Source organism: Pararhizobium sp. PWRC1-1, from assembly GCF_049897905.1.
Lineage (GTDB): Bacteria > Pseudomonadota > Alphaproteobacteria > Rhizobiales > Rhizobiaceae > Pararhizobium.
In genome coordinates this window covers 610,467-632,732 of sequence record NZ_JAFCXE010000001.1, presented here as the reverse complement: position 1 = coordinate 632,732, position 22,266 = coordinate 610,467, and the positions used below count along the sequence as shown (strand labels likewise).

The 22,266-nt window shown below is 55.5% G+C and carries 20 protein-coding genes; 9 read left to right on the top strand and 11 right to left on the bottom strand.

The features are described from left to right. Nucleotides 1-15: 15 nt before the first annotated feature. The 3 genes from ACP7E0_RS02995 to ACP7E0_RS02985 form a co-directional block, all read right to left on the bottom strand. A complete protein-coding gene (locus tag ACP7E0_RS02995) occupies nt 16-273 on the bottom strand; it encodes a hypothetical protein (protein WP_426122858.1) in 258 nt (85 codons plus the stop codon). Between the two features lie 116 nt (nt 274-389). Next, entirely contained in the window at nt 390-629 is a 240-nt protein-coding gene (locus tag ACP7E0_RS02990; RefSeq protein ID WP_426122857.1) for a hypothetical protein, read from the bottom strand. A gap of 235 nt (nt 630-864) precedes the next feature. Further along, the gene (locus ACP7E0_RS02985) at nt 865-1,551 is read right to left on the bottom strand and encodes a carbon-nitrogen hydrolase family protein (protein ID WP_426122855.1); all 687 of its coding nucleotides are present in this window, start codon (nt 1,549-1,551) and stop codon (nt 865-867) included. Between the two features lie 350 nt (nt 1,552-1,901). Between ACP7E0_RS02985 and ACP7E0_RS02980 the strand changes: the two genes are divergently transcribed. Both ACP7E0_RS02980 and ACP7E0_RS02975 read left to right on the top strand, forming a co-directional pair. Next, complete coding sequence (locus ACP7E0_RS02980; protein WP_426123040.1) at nt 1,902-3,053, top strand: efflux RND transporter periplasmic adaptor subunit; 1,152 nt, start codon at nt 1,902-1,904, stop codon at nt 3,051-3,053. Continuing rightward, a complete protein-coding gene (locus ACP7E0_RS02975) occupies nt 3,050-6,232 on the top strand; it encodes an efflux RND transporter permease subunit (RefSeq protein ID WP_426122854.1) in 3,183 nt (1,060 codons plus the stop codon). Before ACP7E0_RS02980 ends, ACP7E0_RS02975 begins: the two co-directional genes overlap by 4 nt. Nucleotides 6,233-6,337: 105 nt before the next feature. Here ACP7E0_RS02975 and ACP7E0_RS02970 read toward each other — a convergent pair whose 3' ends face one another. Next, nucleotides 6,338-6,727 (bottom strand): response regulator, encoded by a 390-nt coding sequence (locus ACP7E0_RS02970; RefSeq protein ID WP_426122852.1) that lies wholly within the window; start codon nt 6,725-6,727, stop codon nt 6,338-6,340. A 431-nt stretch (nt 6,728-7,158) separates the two neighbouring features. Between ACP7E0_RS02970 and ACP7E0_RS02965 the strand changes: the two genes are divergently transcribed. The 3 genes from ACP7E0_RS02965 to ACP7E0_RS02955 all read left to right on the top strand — a co-directional run bounded on the left by ACP7E0_RS02965 (nt 7,159) and on the right by ACP7E0_RS02955 (nt 9,063). Then, on the top strand, nt 7,159-7,980 hold the full coding sequence (locus tag ACP7E0_RS02965; RefSeq protein WP_426122851.1) for an alpha/beta fold hydrolase: 822 nt from the start codon (nt 7,159-7,161) through the stop codon (nt 7,978-7,980). A gap of 10 nt (nt 7,981-7,990) precedes the next feature. Next, complete coding sequence (locus tag ACP7E0_RS02960; RefSeq protein WP_426122850.1) at nt 7,991-8,635, top strand: NADPH-dependent F420 reductase; 645 nt, start codon at nt 7,991-7,993, stop codon at nt 8,633-8,635. A gap of 104 nt (nt 8,636-8,739) precedes the next feature. After that, nucleotides 8,740-9,063, top strand: a complete 324-nt coding sequence (locus ACP7E0_RS02955) for a cytochrome d ubiquinol oxidase subunit II (protein ID WP_426122849.1) — start codon at nt 8,740-8,742, stop codon at nt 9,061-9,063. A 15-nt stretch (nt 9,064-9,078) separates the two neighbouring features. On the opposite strand, the gene ACP7E0_RS02950 is transcribed toward ACP7E0_RS02955, so the two are convergent. Beyond that, entirely contained in the window at nt 9,079-11,367 is a 2,289-nt protein-coding gene (locus ACP7E0_RS02950; protein ID WP_426122847.1) for an FdhF/YdeP family oxidoreductase, read from the bottom strand. A gap of 140 nt (nt 11,368-11,507) precedes the next feature. Here ACP7E0_RS02950 and ACP7E0_RS02945 point away from each other — a divergent pair, with 140 nt between their 5' ends. Continuing rightward, entirely contained in the window at nt 11,508-12,692 is a 1,185-nt protein-coding gene (locus ACP7E0_RS02945) for an FAD-dependent monooxygenase (RefSeq protein WP_426122846.1), read from the top strand. Here ACP7E0_RS02945 and ACP7E0_RS02940 read toward each other — a convergent pair. From ACP7E0_RS02940 to ACP7E0_RS02930, 3 genes are read right to left on the bottom strand one after another with little or no spacing between them, the layout of a single operon-like run. After that, a complete protein-coding gene (locus ACP7E0_RS02940) occupies nt 12,689-13,873 on the bottom strand; it encodes an MFS transporter (protein ID WP_426122844.1) in 1,185 nt (394 codons plus the stop codon). The genes ACP7E0_RS02945 and ACP7E0_RS02940 overlap by 4 nt on opposite strands. Before the next feature lie 8 nt (nt 13,874-13,881). Continuing rightward, a complete protein-coding gene (locus ACP7E0_RS02935) occupies nt 13,882-14,982 on the bottom strand; it encodes an alkene reductase (RefSeq protein ID WP_426122843.1) in 1,101 nt (366 codons plus the stop codon). A 36-nt stretch (nt 14,983-15,018) separates the two neighbouring features. Further along, the gene (locus tag ACP7E0_RS02930) at nt 15,019-15,891 is read right to left on the bottom strand and encodes an SDR family oxidoreductase (RefSeq protein ID WP_426122842.1); all 873 of its coding nucleotides are present in this window, start codon (nt 15,889-15,891) and stop codon (nt 15,019-15,021) included. Between ACP7E0_RS02930 and ACP7E0_RS02925 the strand changes: the two genes are divergently transcribed. From ACP7E0_RS02925 to ACP7E0_RS02915, 3 genes are all read left to right on the top strand, one after another. Beyond that, nucleotides 15,880-16,860, top strand: a complete 981-nt coding sequence (locus ACP7E0_RS02925) for a LysR substrate-binding domain-containing protein (protein WP_426122841.1) — start codon at nt 15,880-15,882, stop codon at nt 16,858-16,860. The two genes, ACP7E0_RS02930 and ACP7E0_RS02925, sit on opposite strands and share 12 nt — an antisense overlap. Nucleotides 16,861-17,316: 456 nt before the next feature. Further along, the gene (locus ACP7E0_RS02920; RefSeq protein WP_426122839.1) at nt 17,317-18,876 is read left to right on the top strand and encodes a cation:proton antiporter; all 1,560 of its coding nucleotides are present in this window, start codon (nt 17,317-17,319) and stop codon (nt 18,874-18,876) included. 229 nt (nt 18,877-19,105) lie between these two features. Then, on the top strand, nt 19,106-19,663 hold the full coding sequence (locus tag ACP7E0_RS02915) for a hypothetical protein (RefSeq protein ID WP_426122838.1): 558 nt from the start codon (nt 19,106-19,108) through the stop codon (nt 19,661-19,663). A gap of 64 nt (nt 19,664-19,727) precedes the next feature. Here the strand turns inward: ACP7E0_RS02915 and ACP7E0_RS02910 are convergent, their stop codons facing one another. The 3 genes from ACP7E0_RS02910 to ACP7E0_RS02900 all read right to left on the bottom strand — a co-directional run bounded on the left by ACP7E0_RS02910 (nt 19,728) and on the right by ACP7E0_RS02900 (nt 22,066). Beyond that, nucleotides 19,728-19,934 (bottom strand): hypothetical protein, encoded by a 207-nt coding sequence (locus ACP7E0_RS02910; protein ID WP_426122837.1) that lies wholly within the window; start codon nt 19,932-19,934, stop codon nt 19,728-19,730. Between the two features lie 511 nt (nt 19,935-20,445). Further along, nucleotides 20,446-21,204, bottom strand: coding sequence for an SDR family oxidoreductase (locus tag ACP7E0_RS02905; RefSeq protein WP_426122835.1), 759 nt, complete (start codon nt 21,202-21,204; stop codon nt 20,446-20,448). 127 nt (nt 21,205-21,331) lie between these two features. Then, nucleotides 21,332-22,066 carry a 3-oxoacyl-ACP reductase family protein gene (locus ACP7E0_RS02900; RefSeq protein ID WP_426122833.1) on the bottom strand — a complete coding sequence of 245 codons (735 nt, stop codon included), beginning with the start codon at nt 22,064-22,066 and terminating at the stop codon, nt 21,332-21,334. Nucleotides 22,067-22,266: the final 200 nt, after the last annotated feature.

Below are 22,266 nucleotides of genomic sequence, written 5' to 3'. Positions count from 1 at the left end.
TTCACGCTGTCGGAGTTAAAGGCGTTTGACAAGCGTTTCGAGATAATCGGCACGCTCAACTAGTCCCTCAGCAAGTTGCCTAACGGCCTCAAGATCAGGTGTCTGTTTCGCTAGGAACCGTCTGTTTGCATCAAGTCCTAGCTGAATAACATTCAGCGCCAGGATGATTTCAAGCATTTCGGATCGCTCAGGGAATTGAATGGCCCTTAACGAGATATCGAACGTCGCGTCCTTGGAAAGGCATCTTGCGCTTCCATCGTATATCTCGCCCACATCAACTCTCCGCAGGGTTTGGCTTCGATGGTAAAGCTGGATGATACGCGGGTCGAGATTTCAGCCCACCCCCTTTCGGGGGGTATCCTACCGTTTCGGAAAGGGTGTCGGTGGATTTACGGCGGTGGAGCCGGGTTAATACGCGCGTATAGGTATGTCCACTCGCCTTCTCGGTTATGGTGAAGCGCCTTGCCGATGTTCTGCACACGAAACGAAACCTCGATTTCAACAGCGTCCCGATCGACACTAAGGATGTTTGCGGAAGGCAAGGCATTTTCAGGATCGAATTGCTGCTGAACTTCCTCCATCGCATCCAGGATGACGCCGCAGCGGCCTGTTTGGCGCCAATCTTGCACAGATGCGGCCCGGAGATTGCAGCCTTGAGAGGCTGCGGCCACGGAGGGCGAAGGCGCGGCAAGATTGAAACTAGCTGACCATCCAATCGAGCGATGTCATACACGAGTGTTACTACGAGATGCCGGAGTGCAGGCCGCTTTGGGATTAATTTCAATCAATCCAGGCTCAGCGGAGCCGCGACAACAGACGTCTCGCCTTCGCGTGAGAGAACTCCTATCGGTCCCATAGCTGTCTTCAGCAGCGAGTTTGGATCGGCTGCCGCACGTACACGGGATATCTACCTTTCGCTGCTGCGGATAGCGGTTGGTCGAGTTCGATGGCGATCGCACGATCCCGTGACGACGTCATACCGAATTCGACACCTTCGCAATCGACGATGATGCCGCCCCCGCCGAAACGCGGAGAGGCGGCGTCCTGTTGTCCCTGCCTGTTCGAACTGACAACATATGCGCCACTTACGATCGCTGCCATTGCCGCTGCAGTTCGCCACATGCGGTGGTCTGCCCCGGTTGCCCGGGGCACCGCAATCAGATCAGCGCCAAGTGTTCCGAGCCACCTCGCCTTTTCCGAGAACATTAGTTCAGTACAAAGAAGTACCCCCACTTTAATGCCTCCAATCTCAGCCACATCGAACCCCATCCTCTGGGATTCAAACCAAGCCTCCTCTTGCCAGCCGTTCTCCGCTGGAAAGTATTGCTTGTGATGCAGAACTTGATATCGGCCATCAACGAGTGCGAAGGCCTCGTTGACGAGCTTTGTTCCCAACAGGATTGGTCGCGAGGAAATTACCGCCCGAACGGCAAGCTTTGAAAGCGCTTCCAAACCGCGTTCGTGCAGGTCTGCCCATTCTCGCGCACGCTCCAGGCTGAACATTTGCCGCGTTGGTTGCCAAAAACCAAAAGGCATCTCATTGGTGATCAAAATGTCATCGGAAGATGCGAAACGGCTGGTCGCGTCCTCCCAGCCCTCCCCGTTTGGAACCAAGCCCTCTGGCCACTCGACGGACCACACCTTAACCATTAAAACCCCTATTTTTTAGTCGGACCCCTATCGCCCGCTTTACGCAGCTTCCAATCCCAACAGGAGAAAGAACGCCGAACAATCATACGAGGGTATAAGCATTGTAGACCCGTGTAGGATTCCGGCATTCCACAATTTTCGGCACTTTCCAAGATGAAATCACTCTTGGAGGGACTACAATGATGGCGTCTATCGGACACGGCCAGCAAGAAGATCAGATGGGGCAATATTCCATCCGATTTAAACACTACATGGCGGGGGCGATATTTTTCGCACTCCTGTCGCCAACCGCAGCATTCGCGCAAGAGCAAGCCCCGCCGCCTGTGACTGTAGCGAAACCCATTATTCGCGATGTGGTCGATAACGACGAATTTATCGGCCGATTCGAGGCCGTGGACGAGGTAACTGTTCGTGCCCGAGTTGGCGGGTATCTGCAGGAAGTCCGGTTTCAGGACGGTACGATCGTCCACAAGGGCGATGTTCTCTTCGTGGTCGATCAACGCCCATTCATCACTGCGCAAAACGAGGCAAGTGCGGCCTTGGACGTTGCAAAGTCGAACCTGATTTTCGCTGAAGCGCAATTCAAACGATCTGAGGCACTCACGCAAAGCGGTAGCCAGTCGATCTCGATCCTCGATGATCGGCGGCGCGAATGGGTTTCGGCCCAAGCGAGTGTCCGAGGGGCCCAGGCTGCGGCCGACCGTGCCGCACTGGATCTGGACTATACTCAGATTACGGCTCCGATCAGCGGTCGAATTGATCGGCGCCTGGTTTCCGTAGGAAACCTCGTACAGGCGGATCAGTCGGTCCTGACGACCATTGTCTCTATGGACCCCATCGATTTCTATTTCGACGTGGACGAACGTCGTCTTCTCAACTTCGCAAGTACGGCTCGATCACGCGGGGCCGACTTACAGCAGGGGGGCGGAGGGCTCGACATCAATGTCACGATCTCCGATCCAAACCAAAAACCGATGATCGGGAAATTGGACTTTGCTGAAAATCGTTTCGACAGCGAAACGGGCACGATGCGCATTCGCGCTCGGTTCCAAAATAAGAATCTGGTGCTGCAGCCGGGCTTGTTCGGCCGCGCCCAGATCGAAGCATCGAATAGCTACAGGGCTGTTTTAGTCCCGGACGAGGCGATCGGGTCCGATCAAAACCAGCGTGTGGTCTATGTGGTCGCTGACGATGGCTTAATTACCACTAAGCCGGTGCGGCCAGGACCACGTCTGTTCGGCTACCGTGCGATACGCGAGGGATTGTCAGGGGACGAAACCATCGTCGTTAACGGCCTGATGCGTGCGCGGCCAGGCAGCAAGGTCACTCCTCATATGACTGAGCTCCCCCAGACCAGAGTCGAAGGTAATCCCGACGATGCGGCGAAGGAGTCGGGACAATGAGATTTGCCCACTTCTTCATTGATCGACCGATCTTCGCGTCGGTGGTATCTATCCTTTTGCTGATCGTGGGTGGGATTTCCTACTTCCAGCTTCCAGTCTCTCAATATCCAGAAATCGCGCCCCCCACGATTGTCATTCGCACGTCCTATCCAGGTGCGGACTCGGAGACGATCGCCAACGTCGTAGCGACGCCAATTGAGCAGGAAATTAACGGCGTCGAAAACATGCTTTACATGTCTTCCTACTCAAGCGCCGACGGGCAGATGACGCTTACCGTCACCTTCAAACTCGGTACTGACCTCGACAAAGCGCAGGTACTTGTGCAAAACCGTGTCGCGATCGCCGAGCCAAGGCTTCCTGAGGAAGTCAGGCGCATCGGCATCACTACGGCAAAGAGCTCCCCCGACATTATGATGGTTGTTCATCTGCTATCGCCGAATGCGCGATACGACCAACTCTACGTCTCCAACTATGCCCGTAATCGCATTCGTGACAGTCTGGTTCGTCTTGACGGTGTCGGCGACGTCATCCTTTTCGGCGAACGTGAGTATTCTTTGCGCATTTGGCTCGATCCCGAGAAGCTTTCGGCTCTCGGAATGGCGGCTTCTGATGTCGTGCAAGCACTCCGCGACCAGAACGTTCAGGTTTCCGGTGGATCAATCGGCGCTCCACCAACAACGAACGCCAACGCATTTCAGTACACCGTTACCACCCAAGGACGGTTCTCGGACGCGCGACAATTTCGATATGTAATCGTCAAGTCGTCTGCGGCTGGTCGCCTTGTTCAGTTGCAGGATGTCGCTCGGATCGAATTGGGCGCCAAGGACTACGTCAACAACAGCTACCTTGATGGGGACGCTGCCGTGGCTATCGCAGTCTTCGCTCGCCCAGGCACGAACGCCCTTGCTGCTGCTGATCAGATCAGGGCGACGATGACGGCTGCGGCCAAGGACTTTCCACCCGGTCTGGAATATAAGATTGTCTACAACCCGACCGAATTCATTTCGGCGTCAATCGAGGAGGTTTATCGGACGATTATTGAAGCGGCGCTTCTGGTTGCGATTGTCGTCCTCGTGTTTCTGCAGTCATGGCGTACTGCGCTCATTCCGATTATCGCCATACCGGTATCGCTTGTTGGCACCTTCGCCTTCTTGCTTGCGTTCGGTTTCTCACTCAACATGCTAACGCTTTTCGGACTTGTCCTCGCCATCGGCATCGTCGTCGATGACGCGATCGTTGTGGTCGAGAACGTTGAACGTAATCTAGCTGCAGGAATGACACCGCGTGAAGCGTCTCATGCAACAATGAACGAAGTGGGGACGGCTGTCATTGCCATCTCCCTTGTACTCATCGCAGTGTTTGTGCCGACCGCGTTCATCCCGGGCATTTCGGGGCAATTCTACCGGCAGTTCGCTGTAACGATCTCAGTCGCTACCGCGATCTCTGCGCTCAACTCACTGACCCTTTCGCCCGCCCTTGCAGCGCTTCTATTGAAACCTCACGAGCACGCGCTGGCCCGCCGTAACGTGATAAGCAAGCTATTCGGATGGCTCGCCGACGGCTTCAATAAAGGTTTCGACCAACTGAGCCACGGCTATTCATGGGTGGTGCGGCATCTTGTGCAGACCGCCACGGGCCTTTCCGCAGCGATGATGGTCTTCGTCGGTTTGCTCGGTGCGACCTACTACGTCGGCAGCACCGTGCCGCGAGGATTTATTCCGGCGGGTGACCAAGGCTACGCAATTATCGTGGTTCAGCTGCCTGACGGGGCGTCACTAGGCCGGACAGATGCTGCGATGGCCAAAGCCGACAAGATCATCAGAGCCGTACCCGGCGTAGCTCATACCGTGTCGTTTGCGGGTTTCAACGGCGCGACATTCACAAACGCTTCGAACGCAGGCGTAATATTCGCGACCTTCGATCCCTTCGAGACGCGTGTTGAAAAGCACCAGGCGGCCAGCGGTATCATCGGCGATATGTATGGCAAACTGCAGTCGATCCAGGAAGCTTTCATTATCGCAATACCACCGCCGTCGGTTCGCGGCATCGGTAATGGGGGTGGCTTTAAGATGCAGCTCGTTGACCGTGGCACTTCGGATATGAGGCAGGCCCTTGGACTAGCCTACCAGTTGATGGGCAAGGCTAACCAAACGGCAGGACTCACAGGCGTGTTCACAACGTTCTCAGCCAACAGCCCACAATACTTTCTTGAGATCGACCGCGATAAGGCGCGTATGCTGAACGTTCCGATCCCGAATATCTTCGACACGCTCTCGATCAACCTTGGGACGTCCTATGTTAACGATTTCAATGCCTTTGGTCGCGTCTACCAAGTTCGCGCTCAGGCCGATCAACAGTTCCGCCTGGACCGGGAGGACATCCTGGGGCTCAAGGTAAAATCGACCACCGGTGCGCTCGTCCCGCTCGGAACACTGATAGACATCAAAGACACTAACGGTCCGTCGCTAGTCCAGCACTACAACATGTTTGTCTCAGTGCCCGTGCAGGGCACTCCCGGCCCGGGTGTCGCGACTGGAGAAGCACTGGCGAAAATGGAGAGCCTCGCCAACGAGATACTCCCCGCCGGAACAGGATTTGAATGGACCGAACTCGCTTATCAGGAGAGCAACACCGGAAATACCGCGATTTACATTTTCGCGCTGTCTGTGATCTTCGTCTTCCTGGCACTTGCCGCACAGTATGAAAGCTGGACTCTTCCTCTTGCGATCATCCTGATCGTACCCCTGGCGATCCTCGCTGCCCTGCTAGGCGTCCAGTTCCGAGGTCTCGACAACAACATCCTAACTCAGATCGGGCTTATCGTGTTGATCGGACTTGCTGCTAAAAACGCCATCCTAATTGTCGAATTCGCGCGACAGGCCCAGGACCAAGGCAAAACGGCTGTCGAAGCAGCCGTCGAAGCGACCCGACTGCGCCTTCGTCCAATTCTCATGACCGCTTTCGCATTCATCTTCGGCGTTCTGCCGCTTATGATCGCAACGGGACCTGGCGCTGAGATGCGCCAGTCATTGGGAACCGCCGTGTTCTTCGGCATGCTTGGAGTGACAGTGTTCGGCCTCTTCCTGACACCGGTATTCTACGTGATCTTGCGATCTAGGACCCGTCCAAAACCACAGCAGATTGAAACGCCGCAGCCGTCGTTGACTGTTGTTTCGTGATCTGAATAGAAATATTGCCGCCGGGGGTCTTCAAGCCCCCGGCCTTTTTCGTCGAAACAAGACTGCCGTGTCGCAGCAATTTCCCTTCACGAAGGCACGCGCATATCAAGAAGTGCGTTCAGTTCGGAGGCTAACGGCTTTTTCGATGTAACCTGCGAGCACGTCCCCGTCGAACGGCTTCTTCAGAAGCACCAAAGCGTTATCTTTCGCGAGCACTGCCATGCGTTCGTCAGCGAAAACAGAAACCAAGATGACCGGACAAGCAGTAGCATCGCTCGGTGTCCCCTTGAGTTTTTCCGCAAGTTCCAGGCCACTCATGCCCCGCATTCGGACGTCTGCCACAACACAAGAAGATCTTTCAAGGAAGCCGGATGTGGGAAAATCCTCAGCCGACGCGAACGTCTTGCATTCAAAATCCAAGCTACGCACCAACGCGTCCAGAGCCCACCGCATGCCGGGATCATCATCAATGACGATAACCAGTGGCGCACTCATTCTGGGGCCTTTCTACTTGCCATTCCAAGGCATCCTACACGGCCGGTTGGGTTCGATAAACCAGATGCACGGGTAAGTAGAAATCAAAATTATGACACCTTATCGCTTGTGAATAGTTTCACAGGCAATGCCCCCTAGACGGCTGTTCCAAAGCTGAAGGCAGGCCGCGATCCTCAGTATCATACCCGCGTATGAGAGAACCGAAACCCTCGTAGGATTCTTAAACACAAGGTCGGTGGGTACTAATATTCTACCGGACGTCTTCCGGGTCACCTCGGCTAACTGGAAAGGCTCCGGTCATGATCAACCCCCTCTTCTCCGCAATAAGTCGTCGCGACGTCCTCATGGTTGCCGGTACTGCTGCTGCAGCGATCGCGCTTGCCGGACCATCGGAAGCAAAGACAAGGCACAACTCAAAAGGAACCACTCAGATGAATTTCATCACCACCAAGGACGGAACGAAAATCGCTTACAAAGACTGGGGTAAAGGCCAGCCCATCCTCTTCTCACATGGATGGCCGCTTGCTGGGGATGCCTGGGACGCGCAGATGCTGTTTTTCGGTATGAACGGCTTCCGAGTGATCGCCCACGACCGACGCGGACACGGTTTTTCTGATCAGCCTTGGAACGGCAACACCATGGACCAGTACGCTGACGATCTTGCCGAGTTGATCGAAAAACTTGACCTCAAGGACATGGTCATGATCGGTCATTCGACCGGTGGCGGCGAAGTGGCACACTACATCGGCCGTCACGGCTCAAAGCGGGTTGCCAAGGTCGTGCTCACCAGCGCGGTCCCTCCTCTGATGCTCAAAACCGAAGCGAACCCCGAAGGCACGCCGCTCGAAGTGTTCGACAGCATCCGTAAAGGCACTGCCTCAAACCGTGCCCAGTTCTTCAAGGACCTTTCGATGCCTTTCTACGGCTTCAATCGAGACGGCGCTACAATCAAGGAAGGCCTGCGGGATTCCTTCTGGGCCATGGGCATGCAGGGCGGCATCAAGGGCGAGTATGATTGCATCCATGAGTTCTCCGAAGTCGACTACACGGCGGACCTCAAGAAGATCGACAAGCCAACTCTGGTAATCCATGGCGACGACGACCAGATCGTTCCCATCGCTGCGGCGGCGGAAAAGACAGCAAAGATCGTAAAGGGCGCTGAATTGAAGGTTTACAAGGGCGGATCGCATGGTCTTGCCCAGGTAGACCCGGACACATTCAACGCCGACGTCCTCAAGTTCATCAAAGCCTGAGGTCGAATTGATGACATACTCAATTATCGGCTCCGGTGCGATCGGCTCAGCGATCGCCCGGCACTTCGCAAGCGCTGGCATTCCTGTTGCTGTCGCCAACACCCGTGGTCCCGACTCATTGAGAGACTTCGCCGACCGATTTGGGGGGGCCGTCAAGCCTACTGAGCTGGCTTCCGCCCTAGAAGCAGACATCGTGATATTGGCGATCCCTCACGATGCTGTCAAAGGCGTTCTCGCGAAGTCATCGGGGTGGAAAGGGCGCATCATCATCGACGCTACAAACGCGATCGATCCAGCAACCTTCGGCCCCGCTGACCTTGGCGGCGAACCTTCCTCTTTCATAGTGGCCAAACTCGCTCCAGGTTCAAAGCTGGTCAAGGGATTCAACCATATCCTTGCAAAGATATTGACCCGCGACCCCGACGACGGGCGAGGCTACGGAAAGCGCACACTATTCATCTCTGGGGATGTGCCCGACGCGAAGCAAGTTGTATCCGAGCTTATGCAGAAATTTGGGTTCGCCGTGATCGATCTCGGCACGCTCTCGGAGGGAGGACTGCTACAACAGTACGGGGCTCCTCTCACCGGACACAGCCTCGTCACGCAAGAGCTTAAGGGTTCGAGCTTCGCGGATATGGATGTCGTCGTACACTAAAAAGCAAAGAAGCAGCCGATCCGCAGGGGTCGGCTGCCGATTCAACGAGAAAAATGCCTGGGATAGCCAATGTCCGGGCCCAAGGATGACTCTTATTCAAGGGAATGGCACTAGGAGCTTTCATAAATGGCTTGGCAAATGACGGCCAAATCTTCATCGGTGGTTCACTCGACTGCTTTACGCCTTTCAGCATCTTTACGGGCATTAATGTCGTCGTGGCCTACGCGCTGCTCGGATCGACGTGGTTAGTCATGAAGACATCTGACGGGATGAAACGACTTATGCGAGATTTGTCAGTCTGGATATCGATCGCCCGTTATTTGCCGCCTTGCATCTCCGTCGGCTTCAAACAAAAATCAGCGGCGCTAAAATCCGCCCACGAGACGAACCACCGGTCGTTGGACAACATCCGCTTACGCCCGTTCTAATGTAACGCAGCCCCGTTAGGCAGCGATCGGACTAATCCGCACGGGGACGCCCTTGTACGCGGGTGTTCCCGAGAGCTTGTCGATGAAGGAAAGCGGTATAACGACGTTTAATTCCGGATAGTACCCCGCCACTGTGCCGCGTGGTATCGGGTATTCTACAGCCGTAAAGCCCGATAGTTCACGAACGCCGTCACCCACCCCGGCGGCGATATGCAGCTTATCACCTTCAGCAAGGCCCCTCGCCGCCAAGTCATCTTTGTTCATCAAGAGAATGTCACGCCTACCAAAGACTCCGCGATAGCGGTCGTCCAGATTATAGACGGTGGTGTTGTACTGCCCGTGGCTTCGCAAAGTGGTCAATACAAGCAGATCTTTGTCTGCAAGCGCTGGATCTTCGTCGAGCCCGGAAGCGGTCAAGAACTGTGCTTTGCCACTCGCCGTGTTCCATACCCGGTGAGACGCGCTGACTTCTAGGCGGAAGCCACCTGGTTGGCGAACCCGCTGGTTGAATTCGTGGAAAGGCGGAAAAACAACCTCGATCTTGTCCCGGATACGATCGTAGTTTGCGATCATTCCATCCCAATCGATACCGTATTTGTCTCCGAGTGTTGCCTTTGCGATCCCGGCGACGATTGCGGGTTCGGACTTCAGCACGTCACTCGGCGGCTTCAGGAAACCCTTTGACGCATGGACCATGGACATGGAGTCCTCCACAGTTACGGACTGCACTCCGCCAGCCTGTATGTCGACATCGGTCCTCCCTAAACACGGCAGGACGATCGTAGTGTGGCCAGTCAACAGGTGTGATCGGTTGAGTTTCGTTGCTATATGGACGGAGAGATCGAGCTTACGCATTCCCTCGAATACATAGTTAGGGTCTGACATTGCCACGGCCAGATTGCCGCCAAGGCAGATCAACGCCTTGGAGTGGCCTTCAGCGATTGCCTCCATAGTCTCGACCGCGTTATGCCCCTTGTCTTGTTTGGGTCGAAATCCAAACGCACGCTCCATTCCGTCAATGAGTGCCTTGTTGGGGATCTCAGTGATCCCAACAGTCCGGTCTCCCTGGACGTTCGAATGGCCCCGCAGCGGACAGATACCCGCACCTTGTCGGCCGAGGTTTCCCCGCAACATAAGGAAGTTTGCCAGCTGTTGAACGTTGGCTGTACCGTTGCTGTGTTGAGTTATGCCCATCCCGTAGCAAAGAATGACCCTTTTGGCTTTCATGTAGATATTTGCCGCCGCCTCAATATCGGCACGGCTCAGCCCAGAGATTTGAACAATATCATCCCACTCGGTGGCGATAATATCTGCACGCAGGCCGTCAATTCCTTGGGTATGTTCAGCAATAAACTCGCGGTCGAGAACGCCGGGACGTCCCTCTGACATCTCAGCTGCGTCCCTCTCGAAGATTGCCTTCATCATGCCCTTCAAGGCCGCCAAGTCACCACCTGCCCGCACCTGATAGTAGGACGTAGCAATTTCTGTCGAACTGAAGGTCGCCATCTCAACTGGGCTCTGAGGAGCAGCAAAACGCTCAAGGGCACGCTCTTTCAGCGGATTGAAAACAACGATTGGACAGCCGCGCCTTGCTGCATCGTGAAGTGTTGTCATCATGCGTGGATGGTTGGTACCCGGATTGTGGCCGAAGCTAAAAATCGCATCGGCATAGTCGAAATCTTCTAGGGTAACAGTGCCTTTGCCAACGCCAATCGACAGCGGCAGCCCGACGCTTGTCGCCTCATGGCACATGTTCGAGCAGTCAGGGAAGTTGTTCGTGCCGTAGGCCCGAACCAAAAGCTGGTAGAGGAAAGCCGCTTCGTTCGAAGTACGCCCTGACGTGTAAAATTCCGCCTGATCAGGATGATCGAGCGCTTTGAGCCCGTCACCGATGATCTTGAACGCTGCAGTCCACTCGATAATCTCGTACCGATCATCCTGTGCGTTATACATCATTGGAAAGGACAGACGGCCAGCATCCTCTAGCTGGTGGTCGCTCCACTTCCAAAGTTCGCTTACAGTGTGCCTCGCAAAGAACTCAGGCCCAGCCCTTTTTGCGGTAGACTCCCAGGTGATAGCTTTCGCGCCATTTTCGCAAAACTCAAACGACGACGTATGTTTGGGATCGGGCCACGCGCATCCGGGGCAGTCAAATCCGTCGGCCTGGTTAGCTTTAAGGAGAGTAGCGGCGCCTTGAGCGACAATTTGCTGGTGCTTCAATGTGTCGGCAACCGCCTTGAGGGCGCCCCAACCACCGGCCGGGTGATCGTAATCGCGAATTCCTTCGGGCCGCTTCTTGGACATTTTCAGCTCCTTCTTGATGGCGCAGACTTGAAACACACGACTGCCATGAACCCCAAAGGGTGTCACCTATACTGGGGTATGAGGGGACGCATCGCAGACCAATGTTAACTTGCTCCGATCTTCAGTTTTGAGATTTTATCATGGTCACTGCCACCTCTCTGCGCATTCGGATCGTCGGCGGGTCCTTGGCTGGGCTATTCTGCGGCGCATTGCTCCACCGCGCGGGTCATGACGTCCTAATATTCGAACGGTCCGGCTCAGACCTCGCCACACGCGGCGCAGGTCTTGTTGGCGGCGCGGACCTATTCAACGTCTTGCGTCTTCTGCGCTGCGAGCATGTTACAAAGCTTGCGGTGACCGCAACCTCACAAGTGCTGGTCAATCTAGACGGAAGCATTGTCAGCGAGAGACAGGTTGGGATTTCGCGGTTCTCCTGGGACCTCCTGTACAAATCAGCCAGAAGAAAGATCCCCGACGCGCTCTATGTTCAATCACGGCGCGTCGTGGCGGTCGAGGACGGAAAAGACGCCGCTAAACTTTATTTTGAAGGCGGTGATACCGAGACCGCCGATGTTATCATCGGTGCGGACGGCATAGCGTCCATTGCGAGGAAGTCAGTCAACCCTGTCGACTATCTCAACTCGTTTGCGGGTTATGTTGCCTGGCGGGCAGTGATTTCCGAGGCGGACCTTCCTCACGCTATTTTGGCTCTCAAGGAGAAAATGGTCGCCTACTCCGCACCTGGCATTCAGTCTGTTGGATACCTGATACCAGGGCGCTCTGGCGAAATTGGCGTTGGATTGCGCCGATACAATTGGGGCTGGTATCGGCCTGTCAAGGAATCCGACTTGCCTGAACTATTTACAGACAACCAAGGGCGGTTGAACCATTTCTCGCTTCCACGGGGAAAACTGCAGGACCCTGCGAGGCTTTCATTTGCCGCTGATGCAAGACGGCTATTGCCTCCTCAATTCGCGGAGATTGCGGCAGCCACTCCGGATCCATGGATCCAAGGCATTTTCGACTATGCGCCCAACCGCATAACCGGGAAACGAATTGCCCTTGTCGGTGACGCTGCATTCCTCATTCGCCCCCATACAGCGATGGGAACATCAAAGGCGGCGGGAGACGCGATCGCCTTGACGGAGGCGATCGCGTTGGCCGGAACGGTCGGTGAGGCGTTGGAGAAATATGCCAAAAGCCGATTGCCCGTTGGACAGTGGCTTGCTGAGCGAGGCCGGGACATCGGGGGCTCACTCGGTCTGTCGCCGCAGGTTTCGATTACCGATGACGACGGCAACTTTTCGCATCAGCGAGCGCACTAAGCTCGCTTGGAATATGCTGCTGGGTGCAGCATCAGTAAAATCGTGATCGCTGAGGCGATGCCGCTGAAAACCATGGCTCCTGATAAGCCTGCATAGTCCACGATTGATCCACCTATGAGTGCACCTGTTCCAATAGCGATTTGCCCGACTGTAACGAACAGCGCCTGCATGTCTTCCAGAGCATCCTTGGCGGCGCTCTGGAGGAACGATTGCATACCAATAGGGAGCATTCCAAACCCAAGTCCCCAAACGATGACCAATGTCACGGCGGCGAACTGGTTGCTGCCAACGACCAGCAAAATAAGTGCGGAGCCCCCGATCAGGAGCGATGCGCTGATGACCGCAGCATTCACTTGCTTCCCGGCAACCCAACCGCCAAGCATATTGCCGAAAAACCCCGCCACGCCGTTTGCCAGAAGCACGGTTGTTAGAAGCGGCCCGGAAATGCCCGATCTCTCATTCAGGAACGCCGCGACATATGTGTAGGCGGCGAACTGTGCCAAGAAAATTGCCAGGACAGCCAGCAAGCCAATTCGAGCTTTCGGTCTCGCCAGAACCTTGGGTAGCCCCGCAATCCCCCTTCGATTTGCAGAAGGAAGCATTGGCAAAAGTGCAGCCACAAACAGGACGGACACCACGGACAACGCGGCACCCGCCCAGAACGATGCTCTCCAGTCGAACATGTCGCCAATTAGAGCCCCCGCAGGCACGCCCGCGACGGTTCCGAAGGAAATTCCAGACAAGATCAATGCATTGGCGCGTACGCCCTCGGCACCTGGACGAAGGCGCGGTCCCAAAGACCCCGCGATTGTCCAGAAAGAACCAACTGCAAGACCCAGCATGAACCGACCGATTAGAAGCTGTGGTAGCCCCGTGGCGACGGCAGCCATGATATTGGAAGCCACCAGCAGTACCAGGAGGGAAACCAACAGTTTCTTCCTGTCGATACCGCCCGCGAACGCGATAGTGAAAGGCGCCGCGACAGCCGCCACCAGTCCTGGCATTGTCACCAGGAGCCCGGCCTGACCGGTGGTGATCTCAAGGCTGGACGCAATATCTGGCAATAGCCCAACCGGCAAGAACTCGGATGTGACCAGCGCGAACGAACCAATGGCGAGGGAGACGACCCCTAGCCAAGAGGTCGGCAGGCCAACCTGCCCCCTTTCAACTATCGTGCTCATGGTTTCCTCTACGCGCTTTTCGCGATCTTGATGTCACCGGCCGCCGGATAATCGTTGTAGCCTTCCGTGCCCTGGGTGAACCAAGTGTTCGGATCACCCGTGGCTAAGTCGAAACCTTCAGCTAAACGACGTACAAGATCCGGGTTGGCAATGAAGGGCCGACCAAATGCAATTGCGTCACCAATGCCAGCATCCAGTTCAGCTTGGGCCCGTTTCGCGTTAAAGTCAGAGTTAAGGATCAGTGGTCCCTTGAATGCCCCGCGCAGTTCCCGAGCAAGTGGATCCATATCCCCAACGCCGAACGTTCCGTCAATCGGCGGCTCCCGAAGCTCAAGGTGAGCGATCCCGATGTTCGACAGAGCTTCCGCTGCAGCAGTAAATACAGGGAGCGGGTCACTGTCCTTCACGCCTTGCGACTCGCCATTTGGCGAAAGTCGGATGCCCGTCCGATCAGCTCCAATCGTATCAACAACGGCTTGCGTCGCCTCAACGAGGAAGCGGATACGATTTTCGATCGATCCACCGTAGCGGTCATCACGCAGGTTGGAGCTGTTTCGCAAAAATTGGTCGATCAGATATCCGTTGGCGGCGTGCAACTGAACGCCATCGAATCCGGCGGCCATGGCATTGCGAGCGCCATCGCGAAAATGCTGGACGATATCGGCAATCTCATCGATCGAAAGAGGCCGCGCCTCCGCGTATGCCTGCTTGCCGTCATAGGTATGCGCCTGGCTCGGCGCCGTGGTCGCAGAAGCCGAAACAGGTTTATCGCCATTTAGAAAGCTTGGATGTACCACCCTTCCCATCTGCCAGAGCTGGGCGATAATTCGACCACCGTTTTCGTGAACGGCATCAGTGATCTTTCGCCATCCTGTGATTTGCTCCGGAGACCAGATGCCGGTGGCGTAGGGCCATCCGAGACCAAGCTGGTTGATGCCGATCGCTTCGGTGATGATCAAGCCAGCGGAGGCACGCTCCGCATAGTAGTCGATCATCATTGGGGTTGGGACGTGTTCACGAGTACCGCGAGCACGTGTCATCGGAGCCATAAAGATCCGATTGGGAGCTTTGATAGCTCCCAATTCAATTGGGTCAAACAAAGTAGGCATTGTGTTTATCCTTCAGTTGGAATCGGAGCCATCGCGTCAAACGAGGCGCGAACCGCCATCGATGTTGAGAACAGCGCCGTTCATCCAGCCATTGGCCATAAGGAAAACAACTGCTGCACCGGCTTCATCGGCAGTTCCCAGACGGTGAAGCGGAAGTGACTGCTTGAGGGATTCAACGTATGCGTCGCGGCCGTCGCCAAGGGCCTTGGCAAGAATCGGAGTGTCGATCGGGCCAGGCGAAAGGGTGTTCACACGACGCGGAGCGAGTTCAAGTGCAAGACCACGGCCCAGTGCTTCCATCGCAGCCGAGGCGGCGCCAAGAATTGCTACGCCATAAGCGTTCGGACGGTCAGCCAACGCACCCGAAATGAGGGTGACGGAAGCGTCCTTTGCGAGATTGTCTCCGAGAGCCCTCAGCGTGTGAACAGCTGCCCAGACGCGCTCGTCGAATGCCCGCTGCAGATGTGCGGTATCAGCTTCAAGGACCTTGCCAGCCACAAACGTACCAGCGAGCAGAACGAGGTGATCGACGCGACCGATGTCTGAAAGCGCGGCGTAAATCGTATCGGGTTGCGTAACGTCTGCTACCAGAAACCCCGCGAACTGTTGTTCTTTCGCGAGCCGTTCCGCGCGGACACGGTCCATACCAAGGATGGTCACATTTGCGCCCGCTGCTTTTGCCTGGATTGCAGCTGAAAGTCCGATGCCGGAAGTGCCGCCTGAAATCAGGACGTTTTTACCTTGGAGGCTGGAAGTAATATACTGTGCGGCCGGAGCCGATACGATCTGGTTCATTTCACTCTCTCCATATGTGCGCACCACCTTGGTGCGTTGACAAAATAAATAATTCATGGCGCTGCGGTTGATAATCAGGCCAACTTTCGCTTTAATAGTTCCATGACGGAACAAGTCGGAATAGATCGCCTCACTGGCATTATTGCTTTCGCAAGATCAGCCTCGTTAGGGAGCTACACAGCTGCGGCGCGGTCTCTTTCTGTATCGCCTTCTGCGATCAGCAAGAGTGTTCAGAGATTGGAAGACCATCTCGGAATCTCGTTGTTCACCAGGACAACCCGTTCGTTGACGCTTACGCCCGAAGGACGAGATCTGCATGAGCGAGCACTGCGGCTGCTTCACGAGGCCGAGGAGATCGAGCAGGCTGCTTTCGCCGCTCGCGCTGAACCTGCGGGTCTCCTCAAGGTTACAGCCCCGCTGCCCGTCGGCGTCCACCTTATCGCCCCAGTGCTTCCGGCGTTCCGAGAGCGCTTTCCGAAGGTCGCCGTCGATTTGCGTCTCAGCGACAAATACGTCGACATTGTTGAGGAAGGCATTGATGTGGCCATCCGCGTGGGAGAGCTGGGCGACTCCAGGCTTATCGCACGCAAGCTTGCTCCAAATCGCATCTGTGCTTTCGCGGCCCCCTCGTACATCGAGCGGCGTGGCGCTCCCATTCGACCGGAGGACCTCGTTGGACATGACTGCGTAAATTTTCGTTATCAGAGTTCCGGCCAGGCTCTGCGATGGCCTTTCCTTATCGGCGAACGTGTTCTTGAGATTGTCCCACCAGCCACCATCGTGGTCGACAACAGTGATGCCGTGGCATCGGTGATTGCCGCTGGTGGTGGCGTCGGGATTACCCCTACTTACATCGCTGCTCCATTCCTGGGGCGAGGCGAAATGGCGCCCGTGCTTAAGGACTTTGCAATCGACCGCTTCGATATCATTGCATTTTGGCCGGAGAGCAGGCGTGGAAATCCGAACGTGAAAGCTTTCGTGTCGTTCATGACCGAGATGTGCCCTAGCCCGACGCCTTGGGATGTCATTTTTGCAAATGCTGCGGTGCTTCCGCATACGGCTATCGGCGGTACAGTGAGCTGAGTTCTCTTGGTCGCGTTCGTTTTTCATAAGAGCAGACAACCAGAGTCCGCTGTCTTGGAGAATTATACCCGCGTATGAAATGGCTAAACCTTTGCAACGGTCTCAGGTCATTGATCCGGCTCGGCCTTCCGGCACTGGTGTCATTAGGGCAGTGCTGAAATAGAAGGCTACCCGTAGATCGGGTGCATTCCCGGCCATGATGCGCCCACCACCGTCAGATGATCTCATCCCTGGGTATAGTTTCAGCCCCTTAGGTCCAATGTTAGAAAGACGGGGTTCGCGGGTTCGAAAGTAAGCCAGCAGACACAATCTTTGCTGGATGCGCTTTGCGATGTTTGAAACGCGTCGAGAACTGGTTGCGGGACCGCCGAATTTCAAAACAAACGATCTCCCCACTTGGCTCCTGGACATTCGTGCACCAGCCATAATTTATCTTTGTGTACGCGGAGTTTGCGGATGCCACTTAAAGCACAATATGAATTTCTAGTTTTCTTGCTACTTGCAGTGCTGGTTCTCGAATACGTCGGACGGCGGCTGAGGCTTCCACCGGCAGCGTCCTTCATTACCGGCGGTATGTTGCTGGCCTTCCTTCCTGGTGTCCCGAAGATTGAAATCGACCCTGACCTAATAATGGTGGTATTTCTTCCACCGCTTCTCATGAGTGGGGCCTACTTCACGCACTGGCGAGACTTCAAAGCGCAAATCAGGGGGATCATATCCTTGGCGCTTGGCGCGGTCCTTTTCACAACGGCTGCAGTTGGCTTGGTTCTGCATGCCTTGCTACCCAATCTTCCGCTGGCAATTTGCTTTGCGATCGGAGCGATTGTGTCTCCTCCCGATGCTGTCGCCGCAACAGCCGTGTTAAGGAAGCTCAAACTTCCAAACAAGGTGATCTCGTTGCTTGAAGGCGAAAGCCTCATCAATGACGCGACCGGGCTCGTACTGTTTGGTATAGCGGTCACTGCAGCATTGACCGGCGCGTTCAGCGCATCCCATGCCGTCGAGTGGTTTCTCTGGCTAGCGATCGTCGGAGCAGCTGTAGGTTTTGGCACCGGGTGGCTAGGCATGTTTGTCATACGACGGCTTGGGGAAACCGAGCTGGTCATCACAGCTACATTGTTGCTTTCGACCGCGTCCTACATATGCGCGGAGGCCGTTGGCGGTTCGGGCGTCCTTTCTACTGTCGCTTCCGGCTTGGTTGTGAGCTGGCACCAGCATGACGCCGTATACGCTGCTACGCGGGTTAGAGCCCACTCGTTTTGGAAGTCGCTCGTGTTCATGATGGAATCCCTGCTTTTTATATTGATTGGCTTGTCGCTCCGAGACGTGGTGACCCGCCTCAGCGGCGATTCCGATGCTCTGTATGCCAATGTGATCCCTGTGGTGGCAGTGGTTTTCACGGTTGTCGTCGCGCGTTTTATTTGGGTCGCATTGTGCGCTCTAACATTCTGGCCGGGTGGCAAGGGCAACCGCTCTTCAAAGGGAACGAGCACCTTTAAAAACATTGCAATCATCGGCTGGTCGGGGATGCGAGGCGTCGTGACTTTGGCGGCAGCGCTGTCATTTCCTGCCGAGCTACCGGGACGAGACCTCGTGCTGTTATCAGCTTTCGTGGTCATCGTAGTTACCGTCTTTATCCAAGGTAGCACCCAGGCGCCGTTAGCTCGGATGCTGGGCATTGCGAGCGCCGATGAGAAGGAAGAACTTGAAGTGAGGAAAACTGCGATCCGCAAGCACCTTGCTGAGGTCCGTCAAAAGGCAGCCCTGACAAAGCCGATGCGGCCAAGCGATCACTCAAAGGCCGCCAGACTGGCCGAACCGAACGCAGCCGGGCGACCAGTTAAAATCATGCCGAGCGACCAGGAGGACTTCAAGCTAGCCCTACAGCTCGTTCGGGATGCTCGCGTTGAACTTCTACGGCTTTATCGAAAGGGAGAAATACACGACCATGTTCTCAGGGAGATCGAGTACGAGCTCGACCTTGAGGAAATGGCAGTGGAGAACCGCCTTTCGTAGATTCCTGTTGGCTGACGCCCCCGGAAAAAGTCGACCGGATGCCGGAAATATCATTACAGGCGGACCGGTTGCCTAAACCAAGATTCTGGATGTTTGTGAAAGCAGCGTTCGGTTGGCAAAATTATGCTGCGGCTCGGCTCCACAGGTTCGTTGAGCCACTGTTGCAAATTTCTTGATGTTTAATATTTGTCTCTATACAAGAGACATATTGAAACAAGAGGAAGACATAATGACCGATGACGAAGACAACAATGAGGGCCTGTTTTTGGCTCGGGAGTGGACGCCGGAAGAGCTTTCCTCCGAATTCAACAAACTGCTTGCCGATCTGAATTGGACAGCGGTCGAGCTGACAGACCGGATGATGTCTCTCGGCGACTACCGCGAATACAAGACGATCCTTCGGGGCGTTCATCGCGCAATTGAGGGTCAGGTGAAGCCGTCGGGCGAAATGATGGCTCTGCTCAATCAGATGGTCCGCGTCAAACGCCGCCTCACTCGCACTTACGCTGGGACGGTTTGGTCTACACTCCCGGACGGTTCGAAAACTGCGAAGTTCGACAACTTCACTATCACCTTGCTGCCGAAGAGCCGCAACCGCTGGAAGGTCCATATGACCCACGAGGGCGGTTATTCGCCGGAATGGCCACGCTGGCAAGACGGCCTTGAAACGGCCAAAGCAACCGCCCTCCTGACGCTCGATAATGCCCAAAATACGATGTTCGAGTTCGAGGAAGAAGAGGCGCGAAAGACAGCGAAAAATACAGTTCGTGCTGTAAAGCTCGACTAAGCGATGCAAGACCACAAGGTATAGAGAGGGGGACCGAGGAACCTATAGCCTCCTCTTCTACTCCCTACATATGCCGTCGCTTGACGATATCCAAAACCCGTTTGATTTGTTCGGTCTGGCTCGCCCTTACCTGGAGGGTGACCGCACTTTTCAATCCGGAGGCCATTTCCTCATAAGAGGGCTTTGCGGCTGGTGTCGTCTGAGCCTCATTCCGGGCATAGTCGAAAAGCCCGTTGACGTAGGCTTGGAGAAGCGCAGCGTCATAAAGCATGTCGTCCACCTCAACAGCTTTCGGTTTGTCCGCGTGCATAAGCCTGACATGCTGGACCTGATACCATGAAACCAGCTGGAAGTTTTGTTGGCTTCCTGATCATCGATATGCTCGATGACACCTTTCAATGTATTGATCGCGGTCAACGGGGCTGCAGGCTTGGCCTCCGTCGACAGCAAATGGGCACAACTATCCCTCACGTATTTGCTCATCTCGCTCAAGGCATCTGGCATCTCAGCCCGAGAGGCCAGCTTTTTGCGCGACAACTGGTGTTCGTGCCGCGTTTCCTCGCCTCGAATTTGGCGATGCAGAAACCAGATCGTGGCACCAGCAGCTATGACAGCAAGAAGCGAGCCTATGAGATTGCCAGTCGAATAAGAATTTATAGAGCGTCATCGGTTCTGTTGGCATGGGGTATCCAATTTCGAGGGGGACGAACGCTGAAAGGCGTGAAACCGAAAAAAGGGGACCTTTTGGGCCCCCCTTCTTGTATCCACTATTTGACTGCAGGTCAGATGGAAAGCCCGCCGTCAATCGTCAACGAAGCGCCCGTGATGTACCCAGCCTCTGGCCCTGCCAAAAACGCCACGGCCGCAGCCACTTCCTCAGGCTCTCCATAACGGCCAACGGCCGACAGTGACTTCAAAATGTCGGCTACTTCCCCCTCCGTGGGGGCCATGCCGGTGTTGATAGGACCGGGTTCGACGATATTTACGGTGATTTTCCGACCGCCCAGCTCTCTTGCCCACACCCGGGAGTATGCCGCGACGGCTGCTTTCGATGCCACATAGTCGCCAATTCCGGGAAACGCTCCCCGGACGCTAGCTCCGGCAGTCCCAATCGAGATGATCCGACCACCATCGGCGATCAAGGATACTGCAGCCCGCACCGCAGCTACGACCCCTTTGACATTGATATCGAGCTGACGATCAAAGCCAGAGACATCGGCTATTGGATCGGACACAATACCTGTGACAAATACGCCAGCCGAATTCACTAGGATATCCAACCCTCCGAGCGCGGCGTGTGCGTCTTCCACCAGCTTGGCGACTTCTGACGGCGTCCCTTGATCTGCCTGAAAAGCGAGCCCGCGACGTCCGTGAGACTCTATCTCTGCAACAACGGCTTCGGCCGCTGTTGAATTGGCGGAGTAGCTGAAAGCAACGTCCGCTCCGTCCCTTGCAAGGCGTTTCGCGATTGCGGCGCCGATGCCGCGTGACCCGCCTGTAACCAGCGCCTTCTTGCCCTCCAGGGGCAACTTCTCTGTCATCTAAATCTCCGGAGTTTGTGTGATTGACAGTGTCTGACTGTCCAAATCTTTAGTCGAAGGGACATGGGCGGACACTTATACGTGCGTATGAGAGGCGAACCCTTCACTTGGACGCCCGCGCTCTGACTCAGGCGAGAAAACCGCCATCTACGGTGAGCGCAGCGCCGGTGATGAACGAACTTTCCGGATTGGCGAGGTAAGCCACCATCGACGCAATCTCAGAGCCCTTCCCCAGCCGTCCAACAGCCACGTATGGTTCGACCAGTTCCTCCAATCCTTCGGTCATCGAGCTGACAACTGGACCAGGTTGAATTGTATTGACAGTGATGCCTCGTTTTCCAAGGTCTCGCGCGACTCCCTTCGTAAGGGCTGCGACAGCTGCCTTCGTCATTGCGTATACTGAATACCCAGGAAAGCCCGCCCGTTCTGCAATAACGCTGCCGATGTTGATGATCCGAGACCCCTCGCCCATATGGCGTGAGGCCTCCTGCAGTGCGACGAAAACCCCGCGCACGTTGATGGCAAACTGTTTCTCGAAGTCTTCCATCGGAATTTCGCCGACTACCCCGGAAATGGAGACCCCAGCGTTGTTCACGAGGATATCAATCCTACCAAAACGGTCTCGAACAGCCGTGACCGCTTTTACGATCGATTCAACGTTACCACTGTCGGCTTCGATCGCCAGAACGTCAGCGCCTCCAGAACGCAATTCCGTTTCAAGCGTTTGGGCCTGTTCGGCCGATTTTGAATAGGTAAAGGCGACACTAGCGCCCTCTGAGACGAGCCGTCTGACGATCGCCTCTCCAATGCCTCGGGCACCGCCGGTGACGATCGCCACCCTGCCTTCTAGCGTTCTTGTCATTTTGGCATCCTTGTTAGGGAGCTGAAAAGCAGCTCTAAACCGGATGTGCGCTTTCGACCGTGGTTTCGGTAGTCTGCAGCCTGTCCATTCAATAATGCCTCGATGGCACAAGTTCGGAAGGTTGCTCGTCGCTATTTGAAGTCTCTAGTCACGATTACCCCACGACAGGCTGGCCTCATTCGGAAGGGCGGGCTGCCAAT

Excerpts from the sequence above, each read along its gene's own strand:
- ACP7E0_RS02975 (WP_426122854.1), top strand. The coding sequence starts at position 3,050 with ATGAGATTTGCCCACTTCTTCATTGATCGACCGATCTTCGCGTCGGTG.
- ACP7E0_RS02945 (WP_426122846.1), top strand. The coding sequence starts at position 11,508 with ATGGTCACTGCCACCTCTCTGCGCATTCGGATCGTCGGCGGGTCCTTG.
- ACP7E0_RS02925 (WP_426122841.1), top strand. The coding sequence starts at position 15,880 with ATGACGGAACAAGTCGGAATAGATCGCCTCACTGGCATTATTGCTTTC.
- ACP7E0_RS02960 (WP_426122850.1), top strand. The coding sequence starts at position 7,991 with ATGACATACTCAATTATCGGCTCCGGTGCGATCGGCTCAGCGATCGCC.
- ACP7E0_RS02950 (WP_426122847.1), bottom strand. The coding sequence starts at position 11,367 with ATGTCCAAGAAGCGGCCCGAAGGAATTCGCGATTACGATCACCCGGCC.
- ACP7E0_RS02905 (WP_426122835.1), bottom strand. The coding sequence starts at position 21,204 with ATGACAGAGAAGTTGCCCCTGGAGGGCAAGAAGGCGCTGGTTACAGGC.
- ACP7E0_RS02920 (WP_426122839.1), top strand. The coding sequence starts at position 17,317 with ATGCCACTTAAAGCACAATATGAATTTCTAGTTTTCTTGCTACTTGCA.
- ACP7E0_RS02965 (WP_426122851.1), top strand. The coding sequence starts at position 7,159 with ATGAATTTCATCACCACCAAGGACGGAACGAAAATCGCTTACAAAGAC.
- ACP7E0_RS02910 (WP_426122837.1), bottom strand. The coding sequence starts at position 19,934 with ATGCTTTATGACGCTGCGCTTCTCCAAGCCTACGTCAACGGGCTTTTC.
- ACP7E0_RS02980 (WP_426123040.1), top strand. The coding sequence starts at position 1,902 with ATGGCGGGGGCGATATTTTTCGCACTCCTGTCGCCAACCGCAGCATTC.
- ACP7E0_RS02915 (WP_426122838.1), top strand. The coding sequence starts at position 19,106 with ATGACCGATGACGAAGACAACAATGAGGGCCTGTTTTTGGCTCGGGAG.
- ACP7E0_RS02970 (WP_426122852.1), bottom strand. The coding sequence starts at position 6,727 with ATGAGTGCGCCACTGGTTATCGTCATTGATGATGATCCCGGCATGCGG.
- ACP7E0_RS02935 (WP_426122843.1), bottom strand. The coding sequence starts at position 14,982 with ATGCCTACTTTGTTTGACCCAATTGAATTGGGAGCTATCAAAGCTCCC.
- ACP7E0_RS02900 (WP_426122833.1), bottom strand. The coding sequence starts at position 22,066 with ATGACAAGAACGCTAGAAGGCAGGGTGGCGATCGTCACCGGCGGTGCC.
- ACP7E0_RS02955 (WP_426122849.1), top strand. The coding sequence starts at position 8,740 with ATGGCACTAGGAGCTTTCATAAATGGCTTGGCAAATGACGGCCAAATC.
- ACP7E0_RS02940 (WP_426122844.1), bottom strand. The coding sequence starts at position 13,873 with ATGAGCACGATAGTTGAAAGGGGGCAGGTTGGCCTGCCGACCTCTTGG.